Annotated in this window: 16 protein-coding genes; 13 read left to right on the plus strand and 3 right to left on the minus strand. The window is 53.5% G+C overall.

The window, feature by feature from the left end:
• The 12 genes from H8711_RS12160 to H8711_RS12215 form a co-directional block, all read left to right on the plus strand.
• The coding region (locus H8711_RS12160; protein ID WP_249283713.1) for a VirB4-like conjugal transfer ATPase, CD1110 family at positions 1-1,689 on the plus strand (1,689 nt) is incomplete at its 5' end.
• 17 nt (positions 1,690-1,706) lie between these two features.
• Positions 1,707-2,300, plus strand: coding sequence for a nitrogen fixation protein (locus H8711_RS12165; protein WP_249283714.1), 594 nt, complete (start codon positions 1,707-1,709; stop codon positions 2,298-2,300).
• 152 nt (positions 2,301-2,452) lie between these two features.
• Complete coding sequence (locus H8711_RS12170; protein WP_249283715.1) at positions 2,453-3,283, plus strand: DNA-methyltransferase; 831 nt, start codon at positions 2,453-2,455, stop codon at positions 3,281-3,283.
• Positions 3,283-5,490, plus strand: a complete 2,208-nt coding sequence (locus H8711_RS12175; protein WP_249283716.1) for a C40 family peptidase — start codon at positions 3,283-3,285, stop codon at positions 5,488-5,490. The genes H8711_RS12170 and H8711_RS12175 overlap by 1 nt, the downstream gene beginning before the upstream one ends.
• Before the next feature lie 17 nt (positions 5,491-5,507).
• Positions 5,508-5,744, plus strand: coding sequence for a DUF4315 family protein (locus H8711_RS12180; protein ID WP_117452843.1), 237 nt, complete (start codon positions 5,508-5,510; stop codon positions 5,742-5,744).
• Positions 5,737-6,516 carry a DUF4366 domain-containing protein gene (locus tag H8711_RS12185; RefSeq protein WP_249283717.1) on the plus strand — a complete coding sequence of 260 codons (780 nt, stop codon included), beginning with the start codon at positions 5,737-5,739 and terminating at the stop codon, positions 6,514-6,516. Before H8711_RS12180 ends, H8711_RS12185 begins: the two co-directional genes overlap by 8 nt.
• Positions 6,513-8,582: a DNA topoisomerase 3 gene (locus H8711_RS12190; RefSeq protein ID WP_249283718.1), complete on the plus strand. Its 2,070-nt coding sequence runs from the start codon at positions 6,513-6,515 to the stop codon at positions 8,580-8,582. The genes H8711_RS12185 and H8711_RS12190 overlap by 4 nt, the downstream gene beginning before the upstream one ends.
• Complete coding sequence (locus H8711_RS12195) at positions 8,579-9,352, plus strand: phosphoadenosine phosphosulfate reductase (protein ID WP_249283719.1); 774 nt, start codon at positions 8,579-8,581, stop codon at positions 9,350-9,352. The genes H8711_RS12190 and H8711_RS12195 overlap by 4 nt, the downstream gene beginning before the upstream one ends.
• 1 nt (position 9,353) lies before the next feature.
• Positions 9,354-11,228: a DUF3849 domain-containing protein gene (locus tag H8711_RS12200; RefSeq protein ID WP_249283720.1), complete on the plus strand. Its 1,875-nt coding sequence runs from the start codon at positions 9,354-9,356 to the stop codon at positions 11,226-11,228.
• Positions 11,229-11,240: 12 nt separating this feature from the next.
• Positions 11,241-12,434 carry a MutS N-terminal domain-containing protein gene (locus H8711_RS12205; RefSeq protein WP_249283721.1) on the plus strand — a complete coding sequence of 398 codons (1,194 nt, stop codon included), beginning with the start codon at positions 11,241-11,243 and terminating at the stop codon, positions 12,432-12,434.
• Position 12,435: 1 nt separating this feature from the next.
• A complete protein-coding gene (locus H8711_RS12210) occupies positions 12,436-12,651 on the plus strand; it encodes a transposon-transfer assisting family protein (RefSeq protein WP_008982715.1) in 216 nt (71 codons plus the stop codon).
• Between the two features lie 13 nt (positions 12,652-12,664).
• Positions 12,665-14,437 carry an antirestriction protein ArdA gene (locus H8711_RS12215; protein WP_249283722.1) on the plus strand — a complete coding sequence of 591 codons (1,773 nt, stop codon included), beginning with the start codon at positions 12,665-12,667 and terminating at the stop codon, positions 14,435-14,437.
• 361 nt (positions 14,438-14,798) lie between these two features.
• Here the strand turns inward: H8711_RS12215 and H8711_RS12225 are convergent, their stop codons facing one another.
• Positions 14,799-15,128, minus strand: a complete 330-nt coding sequence (locus tag H8711_RS12225; RefSeq protein WP_249283724.1) for a helix-turn-helix domain-containing protein — start codon at positions 15,126-15,128, stop codon at positions 14,799-14,801.
• Between the two features lie 151 nt (positions 15,129-15,279).
• Between H8711_RS12225 and H8711_RS12230 the strand changes: the two genes are divergently transcribed.
• Positions 15,280-15,855: an SLOG family protein gene (locus H8711_RS12230; protein ID WP_156072748.1), complete on the plus strand. Its 576-nt coding sequence runs from the start codon at positions 15,280-15,282 to the stop codon at positions 15,853-15,855.
• A gap of 276 nt (positions 15,856-16,131) precedes the next feature.
• On the opposite strand, the gene H8711_RS12235 is transcribed toward H8711_RS12230, so the two are convergent.
• A complete protein-coding gene (locus H8711_RS12235) occupies positions 16,132-16,743 on the minus strand; it encodes a hypothetical protein (RefSeq protein ID WP_249283725.1) in 612 nt (203 codons plus the stop codon).
• A 74-nt stretch (positions 16,744-16,817) separates the two neighbouring features.
• The coding region (locus tag H8711_RS12240) for an ATP-dependent DNA helicase (RefSeq protein WP_249283726.1) at positions 16,818-18,860 on the minus strand (2,043 nt) is incomplete at its 5' end.

Raw genomic sequence — 18,860 nt, forward strand, 5'->3', positions numbered from 1 at the left:
CGTGAAGGCAAGTGCTTCAAGATGGGCAGAACCATCGGCGCGGTGAGCTTCCTGCAAATCCTCGCGCCGGAACTCAATGACCGTATGCTTGCCGACTTCCTTGAGATGGACAGCAACATTACGGTCAATTTTCATATCCGGACGATTGACCAGGCGAAGGCAATCAAGAGCATCAAATCGAAGATTACCGACCTCGACAAGATGAAGATTGAAGAGCAGAAAAAGGCAGTCCGCTCCGGCTACGATATGGACATTATCCCGTCCGACCTCGCCACCTTTGGCGGTGAGGCAAAGCGTCTGTTGCAGGATCTCCAGACCCGCAACGAGAGACTGTTCCTTGTGACCATCCTCATCATGAACACGGCAACCAACCGCCAGAAGCTTGAAAACGCCGTCTTCCAGACCGCCGCCATCGCCCAGAAGTACAACTGTGCGCTCAAGCGTCTCGACTTCCAGCAGGAGGAAGGGCTGATGTCCTCTCTGCCTATCGGCATCAATCAGGTGGAAATTGAGCGCGGATTGACCACTTCCAGCACGGCGGTTTTCGTGCCGTTTACCACGCAGGAGCTTTTTCAGGGCGGCGAAGCTCTCTACTACGGGCTGAATGCGCTGTCCAACAACATGATCATGGTGGACCGCAAGCAGCTCAAGAACCCCAACGGGCTGATTTTGGGTACGCCCGGTTCCGGTAAGTCCTTCTCCGCCAAGCGTGAAATGACGAACGCCTTCCTCATCACCGAGGATGACATCATCGTCTGCGACCCCGAAGCCGAGTATTTCCCCCTCGTGCAGAAGCTCGGCGGTCAGGTCATCCGCATCTCGCCGGTCAGCACGGATTACATCAATCCGCTGGACATCAACACGAACTACTCCGAAGAGGAAAACCCGCTGACGCTGAAATCCGACTTCATCCTCTCCATGTGTGAACTGATTGTCGGCGGCAAGGACGGCTTGCAGCCGGTTGAGAAGACCATCATTGACCGCAGCGTCCGCATGGTCTATCAGGAGTTCCTTGCAGACCCCAAGCCGGAGAAAATGCCGATCCTCGAAGACCTCTACAACATTCTGAGAAATCAGAAGGAGCCGGAGGCACAGCGCATCGCAACTGCCCTCGAAATCTATGTTCACGGCTCTCTGAACGTCTTCAATCACAGAACGAATGTGGATGTCAACAACCGCTTTGTCTGCTACGACATCAAGGAACTGGGCAAGCAGCTCAAAAAGCTCGGAATGCTCATCGTGCAGGATCAGGTGTGGAACAGAGTGACCATCAACCGCGCCCAGCATAAGGCAACGCGCTACTACATGGACGAGTTCCACCTTTTGCTGAAAGAGGAACAGACCGCCGCGTACAGCGTGGAAATCTGGAAGCGTTTCAGAAAATGGGGCGGCATTCCGACCGGAATCACGCAGAACGTCAAGGATCTGCTTGCGTCCCGTGAAGTGGAGAACATTTTTGAAAACTCGGATTTTGTCTACCTTCTGAATCAGGCATCCGGCGACCGGCAGATTCTCTCGAAGGCGCTGAACATCTCTCCCAGCCAGCAGAACTACATCACCAATTCCAATGCCGGTGAGGGGCTGATCTTCTATGGCTCGACCATCGTTCCCTTCAAGGACGATTTCCCGAAGGACACCCAGCTTTACCGCATCATGACTACCAAACCCGAAGAAACCGTACAGAACTGATAGGAGGATTTTTGAATATGAACAACAAGATGATTACCATTCCCTACGCGGACGCTATCGAATACGGAGAGAACACCTCCGCACTGTTTAAGGCTCTGTGGGAGCTGACCGATCTGATCCGACTGGAAAGCGATCTCAAGAAGCATCACCGCGCCTACCTCCATGTGAGGGAGGACATCGACGAAAAGGTCAAGGAAGCGCGTCAGATTATGACCAAGGTAGCTGTGGATATGATCGGTTTCTATTTCAAGGTTGATGTTCCCGAAAGCAGCAACAGCGACGAGAATACCCCGTTTGCTGACGCGGCGGATGATGAAGCCGTATCTATCCCCAAGGACAAGTATGAGCTGATGATCGACGATCTGCTCACGATGTCCGAAATCATTCAGTGCGTCGCAGATATGCGCACGCAGGATGTGAAGGCAATCCGCGAGTTTGGCAAGTTCGTCCCCGCCTTCGCTGCCTTCGAGAAGAACCGCCTGAGCCTCTATCGTGAGGCAGCGAAGGAAGCAGAGGAAATCTTCGACCGTTGGGCGGACGAGATTGACGATCTCGACGAGGACTTCATGGAAGACGAGGACTACGAGCCGGACGAGTATTACTCCGACTGATATGCGCTCAAATCCGAAGAAAGGAGCTGGTTTTTATAGAGCTTGACATCATTCATACCGGCGATTGCCTTGAAATCCTGAAAGCCCTGCCCGATGACTGCGTTCATTGCTGTGTGACGTCCCCTCCGTATTACGCGCTCCGCGATTACGGCATGGATGCTCAGATCGGCAGAGAGACAACGCCGAAGGAATATATCTCGCGCCTGACGGAAGTGTTTACCGAAGTCAGGCGCGTTTTACGCCCAGACGGTACGCTCTGGCTGAACATCTCGGACACCTACGCTGGAAAGGGCAATCAGGGTGATTTTATTGACCCGAAGAACCCCAACGGCAGAAACGGTCAGGCTGTGGCTCTCAACAACAAGGTTGAGGGCTGCAAGCCGAAGGACATGATCGGTATTCCGTGGATGCTGGCTTTTGCCCTCCGTGATACCGGTTGGTATCTGCGCAACGACATCATCTGGATGAAGGATAACCCCATGCCGGAGAGTGTCAAAGACCGCTGCGCCCGCTGCTATGAGCATATTTTCCTGTTCTCAAAGTCCAAGAAGTATTTCTTTGACTACAAGGCGATCTCCGAACCGATTGCTCCCGCAACGGCGGAACGGCTCAAGCGCGGCATGAAGGGCGGCAACAAATACGGCAAGCCCGTTCCCGGTCAGCCTCAGCCGCAGTCCATCAACCGCCCCCGTGAGCATGGTGAGATCAAGGACGCAGACATCAATCCGCTTCGCAATAAGCGCGATGTCTGGAAGATCAACACCGTTCCCTTCAAGGGCGGTCATTACGCCGCCTACCCTCCGAAGCTGGTTGAAACCTGCCTTCTTGCCGGTTGTCCCGAAGGCGGTATTGTGCTTGATCCCTTCATGGGAAGCGGCACAACCGGCATGGTTGCCTCACAGATGGGGCGTCATTTCATCGGCATCGAGCTGAATCCGGCGTACACCGAGCTTGCCTACAAGCGGATTGGAGGTGAAATCTGATGTCCAAGGAACCGGAGCTTAAAGCCCGCGACAAGGTTGTTCTGCGGATAACGCGGGAGGGCGCGGTCGAGGAAAACCTGACGGCTGGCACCGGGCAGAGAGTGTCAAAGCGGCTGGAAGATACAGAGCTGGTCAAGCCGGTTGAGACAGCCGCACCTTCCGAAGCCCTTTCTGCGGAGGAACAGAAAAAGGTGCAGATGCGCCGTCAACAGCGTCAGTTTCAGGCGGAACACACCGAGGATAACGACACTAAGCCGCCCTCGGAAACGTCCGTCACAGAAGAGAAAAAGGCAGAAAATCCACCCCAGAATGCACCCGAACCGCTGCCCGTGTCAGAGACTCCGTTCAAGCCCCCTGTTTTGGAGCAGCACGGCGTTTCTTCTCATACCGGCACGGTGATTGCTGAAACGGTTGTCACCCACAAGCTGCGCAAGACCTCGGCGGTTGAAACAGTTGACGCGGATGCCGTTCTCTCCCAAGCGGCGGAGACTTCCTCCGCAAAGCCGGTCTCGGACGATGCCGTCCCGCCCACGAAGCGGATGCAGAAGCTCGAAAGGAAGTCCGAGAAGGCGCATGAGCGTCTGGATGCCGCCCGTGAGAAGCTGCCCACGCACAAGGTTCTCAAGAAAGAGCGCGTCTTTGATGAAGAGACCGGAAAGGGCAAAACCCGCCTTCATTTTGAGGATGAGCTGAAAAAGCCCAAGAGCAAAGGTAAGCTGCAATTCGAGGCAGACAAAACCGTCCGCAAGGTCGGTGACACCCTCGCTTCCGGCATTCACGGCAAAATCCATGAGGTCGAGCAGGAAAACTCGGCGGTCGAGGGGGCGCACAAAACGGAGATTGTCGCGGAGACCGCCGCAAGGCATTTCAGTCATCACAGAGAAAAAAGCGTCAACAAGCCCTACGAGAAGGTCTCCAAGCTGGAACACAAGGCGGATGCTGCTGATGCGAAGCTCCAATATGAGAGAAATCAGCAGGAGCATCCTGAGATGAAGAAGCAGAACATGAACAAGCACTACCAGAAGCAGAACATCAAGAAGGAATATGCCGCTGCACGGAATGCCGGTTCTCAGACTGCCGGGACTGCCACAAAAAGCACCGGCAAGAAGCTCGGCGAAAAGGTGTCCGACAAGCTCAAGGAGTTCTTTGAGAACAACAGGAAGGTCTTTATCTGGATCGGCGTCGGAATTGCCCTTCTCGTGTTGCTCGGTGCCGGAATCAGCTCGTGTTCGATGCTCACCTCTACCGGCTCGTCGGTTATCGCTTCCTCCTATCTCAGCGAGGATGATGCGATGCTGGGCGCGGAGGCGCAGTATTGCCAAATGGAGCAAGAGCTGCAACGCTATCTCGACACCTACGAAAGCACTCACAGCTATGATGAATACCACTTCGATCTGGATGATATTGAGCATGACCCCTATGTGCTGATCTCCATTCTCTCGGCTCTCCATGAGGGCGAGTTCACGCTGGATGAGGTGCAGGGTACGCTCCAAATGCTGTTTGAAAAGCAGTATATCCTCACCGAAGAGGTCATCATCGAAACCAGATACCGCACGGAAACCGACACATGGACGGACGCAGACGGCAACACGCACACGGAAACCTACCGCGTCCCGTATGACTACTACATCTGCAACGTGAAGCTCGAAAACTTCAATCTCTCCCACGTCCCGGTCTACATCATGTCTCAGGAACAGCTTTCCATGTACGCAACGTATATGTCGGTGCTGGGCAACCGCGAGGATCTGTTCGGTGACTCTCCCTATGTGGACAAGTACATCACAAATCCTCCCGCCGACTACGATGTCAACCCGGAATACCTGAACGACGAGAAGTTTGCAACGCTGATTACCGAGGCGGAAAAGTATCTCGGCTATCCGTATGTGTGGGGCGGCTCCAATCCCGACACATCCTTTGACTGCTCCGGCTTTGTCAGCTACGTTCTCACGAACAGCGGGCTTGTGAACACCGGGCGGCTGGGCGCACAGGGACTTTATAACATCAGTACGCCGGTTTCAAAGGCGAATGCACAGCCCGGTGATCTCATCTTCTTTGTCGGGACGTATGACACCCCCGGCGTGTCTCACGTCGGCATTTACGTCGGTGATGGGGTCATGATCCACTGCGGCGATCCCATTCAGTACACATCCATCAACTCTTCCTATTGGCAGCAGCATTTCTACGCCTTCGGAAGACCCGCCTATTAAAAGAAAGGAGTTATTTCATGAATCCCAAGTATCAGAAAGTCCTCTCCGACATTGAGAAGGCTGAAAAGAAGAAATCAGAAATCGAAGGGCAGCTCAAGGAGCTGTACGACAAGAAGACAGAGCTGGAAAACCTTGAAATCATCAATACCGTGCGCTCTATGGTGATGGACAAGGATCAGATCATGGTGTTCCTGTCTTCCATGAAGGGCGGCACCAAGCCCGCTGAAAATACGGAGGTAATCGACAATGCGTAAGAAGTTTCGTTTTCTGACCGTCCTTGCTGTCTGCGTCATGGTTCTGTCCTGCTTCTCGGTCACGGCGTTTGCCTATGCCGATGACACCGAACAGAACCTTCCCGTTACGGAGGCAACCCAGCCGGAACAGCAGCCCGCAGTCACTCCCACGCCGGAAAAGCCGAAGGGTGAGCCGATTGACGATGAGGGCAACGCCCACACCCGCGACTTGCTCTATGACAAGGCAACCAACAAGCAGTTCATCACTGTTCAGACAAAGAACGGCAACACCTTCTTCATTGTCATCGACTACGATGCGCCCATCAACGAGGATGAGGAACAGTATCAGACGTACTTCCTGAACATGGTCGATGAGAGCGACCTGCTTGCGCTGCTGGATGATGACACTGCGGCGGCTCTGACCACCTGTAACTGCAAAGAAAAATGTGCTGCCGGTCAGGTCAACACCGACTGCCCGGTCTGCAAGACCAACATGAGCGAATGCACCGGCACAGCCCCCGTTACACCTGAGCCGGACAAGGATGCGGAAACCGATGCTCCCGCCCCTAAACCCGAAAAGAAATCCAACATCGGCGTGATCCTCGTCATCTTCGTTCTTGCCGGTGCTGCGGGTGCAGCTTATTACTACATCAAGTTCGTCAGGGGCAGAAAGCCCAAGGATGAAGATATGGACTTCTTTGATGATGAAGGCTACGAAGAAGAGCCGTACATCAACGAGGATGATGAGCCGCAGATTGCGGAGGATGCTGAAACGGATGGTGATGAAGATTGATCTTAGTCATTGCTGAAAAGCCCAGCGTTGCCCAGTCCATCGCAAAGGTTCTGGGCGCAACGTCCCGAAAGGACGGCTATATGGAGGGCGGCAATTACATCGTTTCGTGGTGCTTCGGTCATTTGGTGGAGCTGGCAGACGCCAGCTCCTACGATGAGCGGTATGCCAAGTGGCGGTATGACGATCTGCCCATTGTTCCGGAAAACTGGATGTTCGAGGTCACAAAGGACAAAGCACAGCAGTTCAAGGTGCTGTCCACTCTCATGAAGGACAAGCGCGTCACCGAGCTGGTCTGCGCAACCGATGCAGGACGCGAGGGTGAGTTGATCTTCCGGCTGGTCTACAACAAAGCCGGATGCACCAAGCCCTTCAAGCGTCTGTGGATCAGCTCGTTGGAGGACTCCGCCATCCGCGAAGGCTTCAACCATCTCCGGGACGGCAAGGAATATGACCGTCTCTATGAAGCGGCACTCAGCCGCTCGAAGGCAGACTGGATTGTCGGTATCAACGGCACCCGCCTGTTCACCACGCTCTATCACAAGAAGCTGGTGGTCGGGCGCGTCCAGACGCCGACCCTTGCAATGCTGGTGGAGCGTGACGGGAAAATCTCCACGTTCCAGAAGGAGAAGTATTTCAACGTCCACGTCGGCAATGGCGATCTGACCGTCGATCTGGAAAAGGTCAAAACCGAAGAGGAAGCAAAGAGAATTGCGGCGGCTTGCGAGAAAAAGCAAGCCGTCGTTTCTTCTCTCAAGCAGGAAACGAAGACCGTCAATCCTCCGAAGCTCTATGATCTGACCACCTTGCAGCGCGAGGCAAACCGATATTACGGCTTCACTGCCCAGCAGACACTCGATCTCGTTCAGACGCTCTACGAAAAGAAGCTCCTGACCTATCCGCGCACGGACAGTCAGTTCATCACGGATGATATGGAGGACACCGCTCGTCAGGTCATTTCTATCGTATGCCGCCAGCTTCCGCTTTTCTCCGGCGTTTCGATTACGCCGGACATTGCCCGCGTAACCGACAACAGCAAGGTCACGGATCACCACGCCATTCTCCCGACCGTCCAGCTTGAAAAGCAGGATGTTTCCGCTCTCCCTCAGTCGGAACAGAAAATCCTCAATCTTGTCGGGATGCGCCTTCTGTGTGCGACCGGCGAGAAGCACACATACGCAGAAACGCAGATCACGCTTTCCTGCGAGGGCTATGCGTTCAAAACCAAGGGCAAAACCGTCGTGCAAAACGGCTGGAAAGCCGTCGAAGAGCTGTTCAAGGCATCCCTCAAGACAAAGGAAAAGGACGATCCCGTGAAGTCCCTGCCCGAAGTCCACGAGGGCGATGTTCTGGATGGTGTGTCTGCCAGCGTCACCGAACACTTCACGACACCTCCGAAGCAGTACACGGAAGACACGCTCCTGTCTGCAATGGAGACTGCCGGAAACGATCAGTTTGACGATGACACTGAGAAGAAAGGTCTCGGCACTCCCGCGACCCGTGCCGGTATCATTGAAAAGCTGGTGAAATCCGGCTTTGCAGAGCGTAAAGGCAAATCCCTCATTCCCACGAAGGACGGCTGCAACCTCGTCTGCGTCCTGCCGGAACAGATCACTTCTCCCGCAATGACGGCGGAATGGGAAAACACGCTCATGGAGATTGAGCGCGGCAATGCGGATGCAGACGCATTCCTCAGCGGCATTGTCCGGATGACCGGCGATCTTGTAAAAGCCTACCCGTTTCTCTCCGATGCCGAAGCCCAGCGTTTCGGCACGGGCAAGGAGGAAATCGGCAAGTGTCCCCGCTGTGGTTCTCCGGTCTATGTCGGCAAAGGCAACTTCTACTGCTCGAACAAGGCTTGCTCCTTCTGCCTGTGGGAAGACAACAAGTTCTTTTCCAGCAAGAAAAAGAAGCTGACCAAGAGGATTGCAAAGGAGCTGCTGGACAAGGGCTGGTGCCGCGTGACCGGGCTTTACACGCCGAAGAAGCCCCAGCTCTACGATGCAGTGATCCGGCTGGATGACAGCGGCGGCAAATACGTCAGCTTCAAGATGGAGTTTGACCGATGAACCGTCCGAAGTATGTTGCCTCTTGCAGCGGAGGCAAAGACAGCGTAGCGACACTCCTGTTGGCTGCACAGCACAAGGATCCGCTGGACGAGGCAGTTTTCAGCGAAGTCATGTTTGATCAGGACACAAGCGGTGAAGTCCCGGAACACCGGGACTTCATCTATGACCGGCTCAAGCCCTTCTGTGAAAAGGAACTGGGCATCAAGTTCACCATTCTCCATGCAGACAAGACCTACGATGACGTATTCCATCATGTCATCACCCGTGGACCGCATAAGGGCGAGGTTCGCGGCTTCGCATGGGCTGGTATGTGTGCAGTCAATCGGGACTGCAAAATCCCGCCCGTCCGCAAGTACAATGCCGCACTCTCGCCGGACACCGTGAGCTATGTCGGCATCGCGGAGGATGAGCCAAAACGCCTTGCTCGGCTGGATGGAGTAACGAAGGTCAGTCTGCTTGCCAAATACGGCATGACCGAGGCGGACGCCTACAAGCTTTGTCAGGATTACGGGCTGCTTTCCCCGATCTACGGTCACTGCCGGAGAAACGGCTGCTGGTTCTGTCCCAATGCAAGCGATGAAGAGCTGCTGCACATGATTACAAAACACCCGGAGCTGTTTGACAGACTGATTGAATGGGAGAAGGAGGATAACATCTTTCATCGTCGGCTGACACGCAGAGAAACCCCGTCTGAGGTAAAGGCTCGTTTATTGAGCAAATCTCAGATGGGGTTTTCTTCTCCCCGAAGCAAACATGAAATGGAGGTTTGAGATGGCTGAAAACAAAAATGCACAGCAAGTCCGCGAAATTACGGACAAGCTGGAACAGGGCATCAAGGAGCTGTTTGAATCCGAGCGGTTCAAGGAATATCTCCGCACGATGTCCAAGTTCTACAACTATTCCTTCAACAACACGTTGCTCATTGCGATGCAGAAGCCGGAGGCAACCTACGTTGCCGGTTATACCTCGTGGCAGCGCAACTTTGACCGTCAGGTCATGAAGGGCGAAAAGGGCATCAAGATTCTTGCACCCGCGCCGTACAAGGCGCAGGAAGAGCGCGAGAAGATTGACCCTCTGACGCAGAAGCCGGTGATCGGCGCAGACGGAAATGCTGTCACGGAGACGGTCGAGGTTCTGCGTCCCGCCTTCAAGGTGGTAAGCGTCTTTGATGTTTCTCAGACGGACGGCAAGGAGCTTCCGGACATCATCGTCGATGAGCTGAAAGGCACCGTCGAGAACTACGAGGCGTTCTTCGATGCACTCAAGCAGGAATCGCCCGTCCCCATTTCCTTTGAGGACATTCCGGGCGGCGCAAAGGGATTCTTCTCTCCGGTTGAAAGCCGCATTGCCATTCAGGAGGGCATGAGCGAAATCCAGACGGTCAAAACCGCCATTCACGAGATCGCTCACGCAAAGCTTCACACCGTCAAGCCGGATGAGAAAACCGCACCCGAAGACAAGAAGGATCGTCACACCAAGGAGGTTGAGGCGGAGAGTGTAGCCTACACGGTCTGCCAGCGATACGGCATTGAAACCTCGGACTACTCCTTCGGTTATATCGCCGGTTGGTCTTCCGGTAAGGAAACCAAGGAACTGAAAAGCTCTCTGGACACCATCCGCAAGACGGCGGCTGAAATGATCGAGGGCATTGACGCCAAGCTCAAGGTACTGCTGGCAGAGAAAGCGCAGTCCGCAGAGAAAGATACCGAAGCGCCCGCAGAGCCGATGCCGGAAGTACCCATTTACCGCGAGACGGCGAATTACGCCTATGAAGCCGGTGAGCTGGAGTCATACCGTGCCTCTCTCGCCGCGAACGTGGAATGCCGCCGTGCGATTGAGGCGGCGATCAGCTCCAACTACGGAGATAACCGGCTGGATGCGGATGCCGCCGTGAAAAGTGTCCTTGAGCAGTTCTCTCCGGAGCGCGTCCGGTATGTCCTTGCAAACACCATTCAGCAGAAAGACTTCGACGGGCGCATTCCGCAGCCCCTCAAGGAATGGGCGAAGACCGTTGATGTCTGCCCCGAAAACGCCTCCCGCTTCCTTGTGGATAAACCCAATCCCGGACTGACGGCACTTTTCGTCGATGCGTTCCGCCAGCAGACCGGACCTGAGAAGGAAGTCACTTCTGAGAAAACAGAGGAAAGAGACCCGGAGGTCGTTGCATGGGAGAACGATGAGATCACCTCGATTGAGGTAAAAACCGTGGAGGTCAAGTCTCCCTTTGCTCCCTTGCCGGAGGAAGCCGCGCAAGCACCGAAAGCACATCGCCTGACTGCCGAAGAGAAAGAGATCAAAGCCGCAGTCATGGACACGCTCAAGGGGCAGATTGCCTATAACAACGACGGTATGCGGGCGTCCTATCGCGCCTCTAACCATTCCTTCAATCTGCTGGCACGGAACGGCGTCAGGATCGAGGGAAACACGGTCACGCAGAATGGTGAGCCGCTGTTCAAAATCCATCGCCGTCATGCGACGCGGAAAACGCAAGGCTGTTACCGTGAGCTGATGCCGACGCTGGAATACGTCAAGCAGGAGCAGAAACAGGAAAAGCCCTCCATCCGTGATCAGCTCAAAGCTGCCGCGAAAACGCAGCCGGAGAAGAAGTCCCCAGTCAAATCCAAAACGCACGACATGGAGTTGTGAGAAAGGAGACGCATGAAGAAATACACAGACGTTGACATCATTGCGGAGCTGCAGAAGCTCGTGGACAGTCATGTAGACAGCTACAAGGAAGACTTCGACATCGACAAGCGCATCATCCGCCGCGCCGCCGAAAGCCAGAATCCCGAAGACAAGACACTGATGTGGTTCTGCCGTCCGCATGGGACGCACTGCCTCAATGAAAATCAAGTCTTTATTCAGGGAACGCGAGATCACAACACCTTCCGTTTTTACGCGGAACAGACCTACGACGAGTGCATTGCTCGTGTCATTGTCCCGAAAGCCGTTAAGCGCGGCAAGGTCTTCGGAGATGTCTTTGAGATCAACTACCGGGAACAGGCGGCAAATGTGGCGCAGAACTCGGTTGCGCCGGATCACGACCGGCTGACCTTTGCAGACGGCTTTGTGCTGGAAGCCCCCTGCCGCAGCAGCTTCGATGCAGCAATATCTCTGGTCGGTGAGCATGGCGGCGTCAAAACCCACCAGACGCTCCCGAAGGACGCGGATGCTCTGGCGGAAGTGCTGTCCAAGCAGAAAAGCCGCCGTGACAGACTGCCGGAGGCGGAGAGGATGGAGGGGCTTGCCTCTCTGCCCGTTGCAGAACTCCGCAAGTACGAGGCGGTCAAAAAGGCTCATCCCGACGCGCTGGTCTGCTTTGCTCAGAACGGCTATTTTGAGCTGTACGGCAAGGACGCGGAAAAAGCCGCGCCCTTGCTCGGCACGAAGCTCCTTGAGAAGAAGGTGCGCGGCAAGCCCTCCATGCCGGTGACCGGCTTCCGTGAAGCTGCGTGGGTAGCTGCATCAAAGAAGCTCTGGCAGTCCGGCGCGGATGTCTTTCTCAGCAAGGACGGCGAGACCTTCAAGGAACTCAAAGCCGCAGATTACATTCCTGTCGGCGCAACGCTGAATGTGGACAGAATCAAGTGCAGAATTGACGCGGTTGATTTTGCTGCCGATGAAGTCCGACTGACCAACATCGAGGACAAAAACCGCCCCATCCGCTTTTCTGAAAGTATCCAGTATGTTCGCTCCTATGTGGAGGATGCCGGGACTGCCATCTACGACACCATTCCGAAGAAGCCCGCTGCCCGCGAATCCATCCGCGACAAGCTGAAATCCGCGCAGAAAGCCCAGCCGCCCCGCACACCGAAGCCACAGAAATTAAAAGGAAAGGATATGGAACTCTGATATGAAAAACTTTACCGTAGAAGAACTCAACCTCATGTGCTGCTTCAACACGTCCAGCCGGAAGCGGCTGATCGACGATATGAAGAGCGTTACCCTGAACGACATGGACGGCGAAATCGCAGAGCTGATGTATAAGACCGTCCGGAAGCTCGAAGCCATGACCGACGCGGAGTTTGAGGAACTGTATATCATGCCGGACGGCATGGTAGATGACTGAAAGGAGGATGCCTATGCCCGTATTAGACGGTGATTTTGAAGCCTTCGTCACGAACCTTGGCAAATACAACGAGGGTATGCTGGTCGGTGAGTGGGTGAAACTGCCCACCACCGAAGAAGAGATGCAGAAGGTTTTTGAGCGTATCGGGATCGGCAAGCAGGATGAGTTCGGTCAGCCCTATGAAGAGTGGTTTATTACCGACTACGAATGCCCGATCTACGGCGTCCAGAAGATGCTTGGCGAGTACGAGAGCCTTGATAAGCTCAACTACCTCGCCGCCTTGATTGACGAGCTTTCCCTGAGCGATCAGGAAAAGCTCGTTGCCATTATGGAGGCTGGCTGCGATGAGGTCAGCGACATCGACGATCTCATCAACCTGACGTTCAATCTGGACTGCTACGACATCATGCCCGGTATCAACGACGAATATGACCTCGGCTATTACTATGCCAACGAAGCCGGTATCTACTCCGAAAATGATCTCGGTCCTCTGGCAGACTACATCGACTATGAACGCTATGGTCACGACATCGCTTATGATGAACAGGGACGCTTCACCGATGAAGGCTATGTCCGCGTCGCAAGCGAACGCTGGGACAGACAGTTTAACGGTGAGCTGGACGATATTCCCGACGAATACCGGATCACCGGCTCAGGGGAAGACGCCGAGCGTGACAGCACCATCGCCGTTCTCGTCGTTGAGCCGGGAAAGGAGCCTTATGTGAAGGAGATTGACTCGGATCTCAAGTCCTTGCAGCATGAGGTCGGCGGCTGCATCGAGGCAATTTATCCCTACGAAGACCCGGTTGCCTTAGTCTGCAACGAGGAAGGCAAGCTGGAAGGTCTGCCCCTGAACCGCGCTCTGCGTGATGAGGACGGTGACATCTACGATGTTGTTGCCGGAACATTCATGGTGGTCGGCTTGACGGATGACAGCTTCGGCTCTCTGACCGTAGAGCAGATGCAGAAGTTCTCTGACCTCTTCAAAGTGCCGGAGCAGTTTGTCAAGCTGGGCGATAAGATTGTTGCGATCCCCATGATCTCGAAGGAGCAGCAGAAGCAGGAAGCTACCGAGCAGAAGGACTTTGAGATGAATGCCGACACCTCCGGTCTGGCGGTTGCCGGTCACATCGGGACGTGGCACACCATTGAGCAGCATGAGGTCGGCGGTCACAGCTTTTATTTGATGGAGCATGACGCCTACGGCGATGAGGCGGCTTGCATCATCGTCGATGAGCGCGGCAAGCTCGTCCTTGATGATGTCTACAACGGCTTCGACGATGACACGCTCCGCCTTCTCGACCTTGAGGTCAAGGAAGTGCCGGAAATGCCCGATCCCGCGCTCTCCGTTCAGGATATGAAGGACTACGGCCACGCATGGGCTGGTGTTCTTCCCGCCGGTCAGGAGGCGGCTGAGAAGGCTTTGGAGAAGGGTTGCGAGGTTTACCGTCTCTATTCCGATAACACCGAGGGCTTGTGCGTAGATGCCAAAGAGATTGCCGATCATGCGGCAAAGGGCGGAATGCTCGGTATCAGCAAGGAAAGCTGGATGGCAGCTCTTGAGAAGGAAAACTACCTCAAGGCGGCGGAGATGTCGATGGAGGATGACTACGGCATGATTGATGGGATCATCAACAACGGCCCGAAGGAGGACAAGACCGCAGCGGTCAAAGCCCCCGAAACCGGCGAAAAGTCCTCCATCATGGAAAGGCTCAAGTCCGCAAAGGCTGAAAAGCAGAAGGAATGCTGCCCTCCCCAAAAGCACAAAGGAGAGATTGAGCTGTGAGCAGAAGTCAGAAATGGCGGCAGGAGTGGTCGTTCTTCATCGGAGACAGCGGACGCCGGAAGTATAACCGCTTCTGTGTCCGCTGCGTCCATAGCTGCAAGCAGAGCTTCCGTGCGGATCTCATCGCCTGTCCGCACTTCTCCCGGAAGGGGGCGCAGAGTAGACAATTAGGGGTCGAAAAAGCCTGTGATTGCAAGCCTCAGAGCGACGCAAATTGACCAACCTAAGTGATTGTATTCCCTGCGCGGTTTCATCCTTAGCGCGGAAATAAGTGTCGATTTCGGCACTTGTTTGAATGCCCGGAAAACGAACCAAGAGCCTCTGTCGATGCCCGTTTTGGGTGTCGGCAGAGGCTCTTTTTTTATGACATATTCAAAATAGCGGATAGCAGCTCTTGAACCTGTTGCCGGTATTCCGGCTTTATGTCCGAAATACGTCTGGCAAGCGCAAGGGCTTCCGCTTCTGGATCGTCAGTCCCAAAAATAATTCGGTCTGCGCTGACGCCGAGCAAACGGCAAAGACGTTGCAAGGCTTCAAGAGAGATACCGGATGCACCACGCTCAATGGCACTCAGGTGATTCGGCGTCATGCCAAGCATTTCTGAGAGCGTGTCCTGCGTATAGCCCGCCCGTTCTCTTGCCACTTGAATATTGCCGCCGATTTCAATATTGATGTCCTTCTTCTCTCGCATTGCCTCACCACCTTTGCATTTAGTGTACCTAACGGCGGTGTCATTATCCACGGTACGCCGTCGTTGATTTTACTAACGATAATGCGTTGACTGTCCGTGATGAGGGTGATAGAATGGAGTTACCTACCAAAAGAGTGAAAGAAGGGGTGTCATGTCGCGCATTATTGAGTTTAGAAAGTCTGCTCAAAAAGCTGAAAAGCAATCCGTTCAAGGCAAGACTTGTGCGTTTACCGGTCATAGACCGCAGAGTCTTCCGTTCGGCTTTGATGAATCCGATAAGCGTTGTACTTCTTTGAAATCTGTTATGCGGGATCAGATTGTAGCACTCATCGAGAACGAGGGCGTCACGCATTTTATTACCGGCATGGCTCTTGGCGTCGATATGTACGCTGCGGAAATTGTACTCGATTTGAAATCAAAATACCCTCACATTACTCTGGAAAGTGCAATCCCTTGTGAGACACAAGCGATCAAATGGTCTGTGGCTTCACGGGAGCGGTATTATAATATCGCGGCAAAGTGTGACAAGGAGACCATGCTGCAACGGGAGTACACGCCGGACTGCATGGACAAGAGAAATCGGTACATGGTCGATCACGCCGATTATATTCTCGCAGTATGGAATGGATGCCCCAGCGGTACCGGGAATACCGTGAGATATGCCCACAAAATGAGCAAGTCCATCATCGTCATCAATCCGGCTTCCCTTGAAGTCACGCAGGAATAAGGCAAAAATCCCCCTTCTGAATCAAGCGTTGTGAAAACCGTGAAGTATTTCCCGATAGTGAATACACATTGCACTGCTCAGTGATTATTGGAAACGTGTACGGCGTATGCTGCCCAGTGAACATCTCCACGGAACACATCAAATTTTCGCGGCTTCGTAAAACGTGAAGTGTCACCTTATGAACGGTCCCTTGCCGAGAGAAAAATAAATCGCTGGAAACGGGAACGCCCCCGGCACTGTGCGTCTGGCACAGTGTCGGGGGCGTTTTTCCGTGTCTTAGTTATGAGCCAGTTCATTTAGGAGCTGCTTTCGATAGTCCACATCCAAGACGCAGCGATGGAAGTCCATCAGACGGTGTTCGTCGAACAGCTTTTCACAGAGCTTGGTCAGCGGATGATTCATCAGCTTTGCAGAAATCCCGACCTCGTTGAAAAACCTTGCCCATGTGAAGACCTCTTCTAAATCCTCCTGCTCAAGCGTGGTGGGAATGATGGCGTTGCAGAGACGTACAATGGGGCTATCCGCAAATCGTTCTGCCACTTCCTCCGGCGAGCATTCATAGCGGTCACAGTCAAAGGAAAGCGCATCCTCAATTTTAAGATAATTTTCGATTTCATCCCGCGTCAAGGTTATGGTGTAGTCTCCCATACCAGACGGCACATCAATATTCTCCATGACATCAAGTTCGTAACGAGAGCCGCCGATGATTGCCTCAAAGGAGAAAGACTGACCGATTACTGCTGGGTTTTTGTCTATCTTGTCCTCGTTCAGAAATGACAGCGGATTGTACTCTGTCAGTTCCCAGTCGATTTTTCCTCTCTCTGTTTGTTCGGCAATCTGCTGGATCAAATGTCGTTCTTCTTCGTGCAGATTTTCATTGTACATCATGATACACCTCCGTTTTCTGATTCTCGTTTTTTGGGGGCTGCTCTATGTTTCCGAAGAGACTGCCGTTTGTATCATCATTCCTTGGCTGAGGGCAGACTTTCGTAAAACCTTTTTAGCTCATCCAGACTGCTTGTACGATTCTTGATAGGCAGGGAGTCCCATGTGATGTCATGATAGCGTTCTGGCGGCTCGTCCCGCAGTCTTCGGTCGATGATGCAAACAATGCCTGTGTCTGTGAAATTACGGATCAATCGCCCGATACCCTGCTTGAGTTTGATAATCATTTCGGGAACGCGAACATCCATCAGAGCATCCTTAGCAACGGAACACTTATACTCGATAATCGGATCGGGGACAGGAAACGGAAGCCGGAAAATGATAACATTGGAAAGGCTTTTTCCTTCAATGCTGATGCCTTCCCAGTATGCGCCCGTCCCCAGAAGCACGGAGTTCGTATCTTCCTTAAACTCATTCAGCACCTTGTCCTGCGACGATCCCGGTTGCTGCATCAGGATTTTATACGGAAGGTTCTTCTGGCTGAGAATGGAATAGACCTCCTCCATATCGGTTTTCGCCGTAAACAGCACGAGTGCCTTTCCGTTGGAAATGCTCAGGATCTCAAGCAGTCGCTCCACGCCCTTTTCAATGAAGGCTTCATGTTCTCTGGTCGGGTGCGGGAGATCATCGCAATAGTAGATCATGGCGTGTTCATCGTATGGATATGGGGAAGGCTTTGGCTCGGATAAGCAGCCGCGATCACCAGCGGGAAAGCCGGTATTGCTGATAAAGTAAGAATACTGTTCTTCCAGAGACCCGCTCGTGGCGTTCGTCAGCGTGGCAGAGGTCAAGATGGTTCTTTCATCACCATTGAAGTATAGGCGGCTCACAATTTCTTTTGTGTTTTTAGGGCAATAGACGAGTTCCGTGTTGCTGCCGTGCTGCTCGATCCAGATCAGCATATCATCTATCTGGTCAAGAAGCTCTGAAAGGGACTCGCTGACGGCATCCAGATCATCAGAGGCAGCAAAGGAACGGTTGTTTCTGAAATCCATGCTGGAATAAATCTGAATGCTGGACGAAAGGTTGTGTATGGCGGCGTTCATCTCGGTAAGCAGTTCAATCGCACTGCCGCTTTGGTCAAAGAAAAAGCGGTCAGCGTAGCGCATATCCTGATCTGCATCGTCGATCTGCTTTTGAACTTGTGCTTTCAGGCAGTTATAGAAGGCGATGATTGCGCTCTCTGCCTCTCGCTTTTCACCGGACACACTGCTTTGGTCAGAGGGTCGCAGTTCATAGAATGCGCTTTTAATCATTCCAAAGAGCATACCTTGCCCGAAACGCTCCGTTGTGGCACTCCGCACCTTATCATCCAAGTTGTGCGCTTCATCCACGACAAGCAGATCAGCGGCGGCGTTAATCAGTCCGTCCTGCCCGCGTCGTAGTTTCATGAGATGCTGGGTAAGAAAGTCCTGATTGCACAGAACAACACCGTCCGTGTATTTTAACGATGCACGGACCTTGTAATACTTGCATTTCTTTTCGCAGGAGCCGCAATTCTTCATGCTGAACCGCTGCACGTTTACCTTGTCCCAGACGCCTTGCGGCAAAACCTCCGGGAAATCCTTGCGTTCCTCATACCCCTGCTGGATTCCTTCTTTGAGCGCGTCCGGTGGGTCTGCTTTCGGGTCACACATATACTCGTCTGCGCGTTTGTTGCAGAGATAATGGGTCTGTCCTTTCGCGAGGATGACATCTCTGTTCAGCCCAAGAAGGGGCATTACCGCGTGGACATCGCGCCAGAGCTGTTCTTGAAGCGCAATGGTCGAGGTTGCGATGATGACCGGCTTGTTCATGCGTTTGCTGTACAGCAGCACCGGCACAAGATAGCCAAAGGACTTGCCAATGCCCACGCCAGCTTCAATCGCAAAATGCTGATCGTTTATGAGGGCGTCCACAATCTCAAAAGACATATCCTGCTGCCCTTCACGCATTTCCAATCCATGCTGCGGGGCTTCATCCCAAAAGAAGGTGCTGACTTGCTCACTCATGGAGTACAGCTCTGCTTTTCTGCGCTTTTTCCGTTCCTCCGATGTATTGAATCCAAAATAGAATCTGTT

It is taken from the genome of Ligaoa zhengdingensis (assembly GCF_014384885.1).
In the GTDB taxonomy this organism is placed as follows: Bacteria; Bacillota; Clostridia; order Oscillospirales; family Ruminococcaceae; genus Ligaoa; species Ligaoa zhengdingensis.

What these genes read in the sequence shown, in the direction of transcription:
- H8711_RS12165 (WP_249283714.1), top strand. Translation starts at nt 1,707, where the DNA reads ATGAACAACAAGATGATTACCATTCCCTACGCGGACGCTATCGAATAC.
- H8711_RS12170 (WP_249283715.1), top strand. Translation starts at nt 2,453, where the DNA reads ATGGATGCTCAGATCGGCAGAGAGACAACGCCGAAGGAATATATCTCG.
- H8711_RS12175 (WP_249283716.1), top strand. Translation starts at nt 3,283, where the DNA reads ATGTCCAAGGAACCGGAGCTTAAAGCCCGCGACAAGGTTGTTCTGCGG.
- H8711_RS12180 (WP_117452843.1), top strand. Translation starts at nt 5,508, where the DNA reads ATGAATCCCAAGTATCAGAAAGTCCTCTCCGACATTGAGAAGGCTGAA.
- H8711_RS12185 (WP_249283717.1), top strand. Translation starts at nt 5,737, where the DNA reads ATGCGTAAGAAGTTTCGTTTTCTGACCGTCCTTGCTGTCTGCGTCATG.
- H8711_RS12195 (WP_249283719.1), top strand. Translation starts at nt 8,579, where the DNA reads ATGAACCGTCCGAAGTATGTTGCCTCTTGCAGCGGAGGCAAAGACAGC.
- H8711_RS12200 (WP_249283720.1), top strand. Translation starts at nt 9,354, where the DNA reads ATGGCTGAAAACAAAAATGCACAGCAAGTCCGCGAAATTACGGACAAG.
- H8711_RS12205 (WP_249283721.1), top strand. Translation starts at nt 11,241, where the DNA reads ATGAAGAAATACACAGACGTTGACATCATTGCGGAGCTGCAGAAGCTC.
- H8711_RS12210 (WP_008982715.1), top strand. Translation starts at nt 12,436, where the DNA reads ATGAAAAACTTTACCGTAGAAGAACTCAACCTCATGTGCTGCTTCAAC.
- H8711_RS12215 (WP_249283722.1), top strand. Translation starts at nt 12,665, where the DNA reads ATGCCCGTATTAGACGGTGATTTTGAAGCCTTCGTCACGAACCTTGGC.
- H8711_RS12225 (WP_249283724.1), bottom strand. Translation starts at nt 15,128, where the DNA reads ATGCGAGAGAAGAAGGACATCAATATTGAAATCGGCGGCAATATTCAA.
- H8711_RS12230 (WP_156072748.1), top strand. Translation starts at nt 15,280, where the DNA reads ATGTCGCGCATTATTGAGTTTAGAAAGTCTGCTCAAAAAGCTGAAAAG.
- H8711_RS12235 (WP_249283725.1), bottom strand. Translation starts at nt 16,743, where the DNA reads ATGATGTACAATGAAAATCTGCACGAAGAAGAACGACATTTGATCCAG.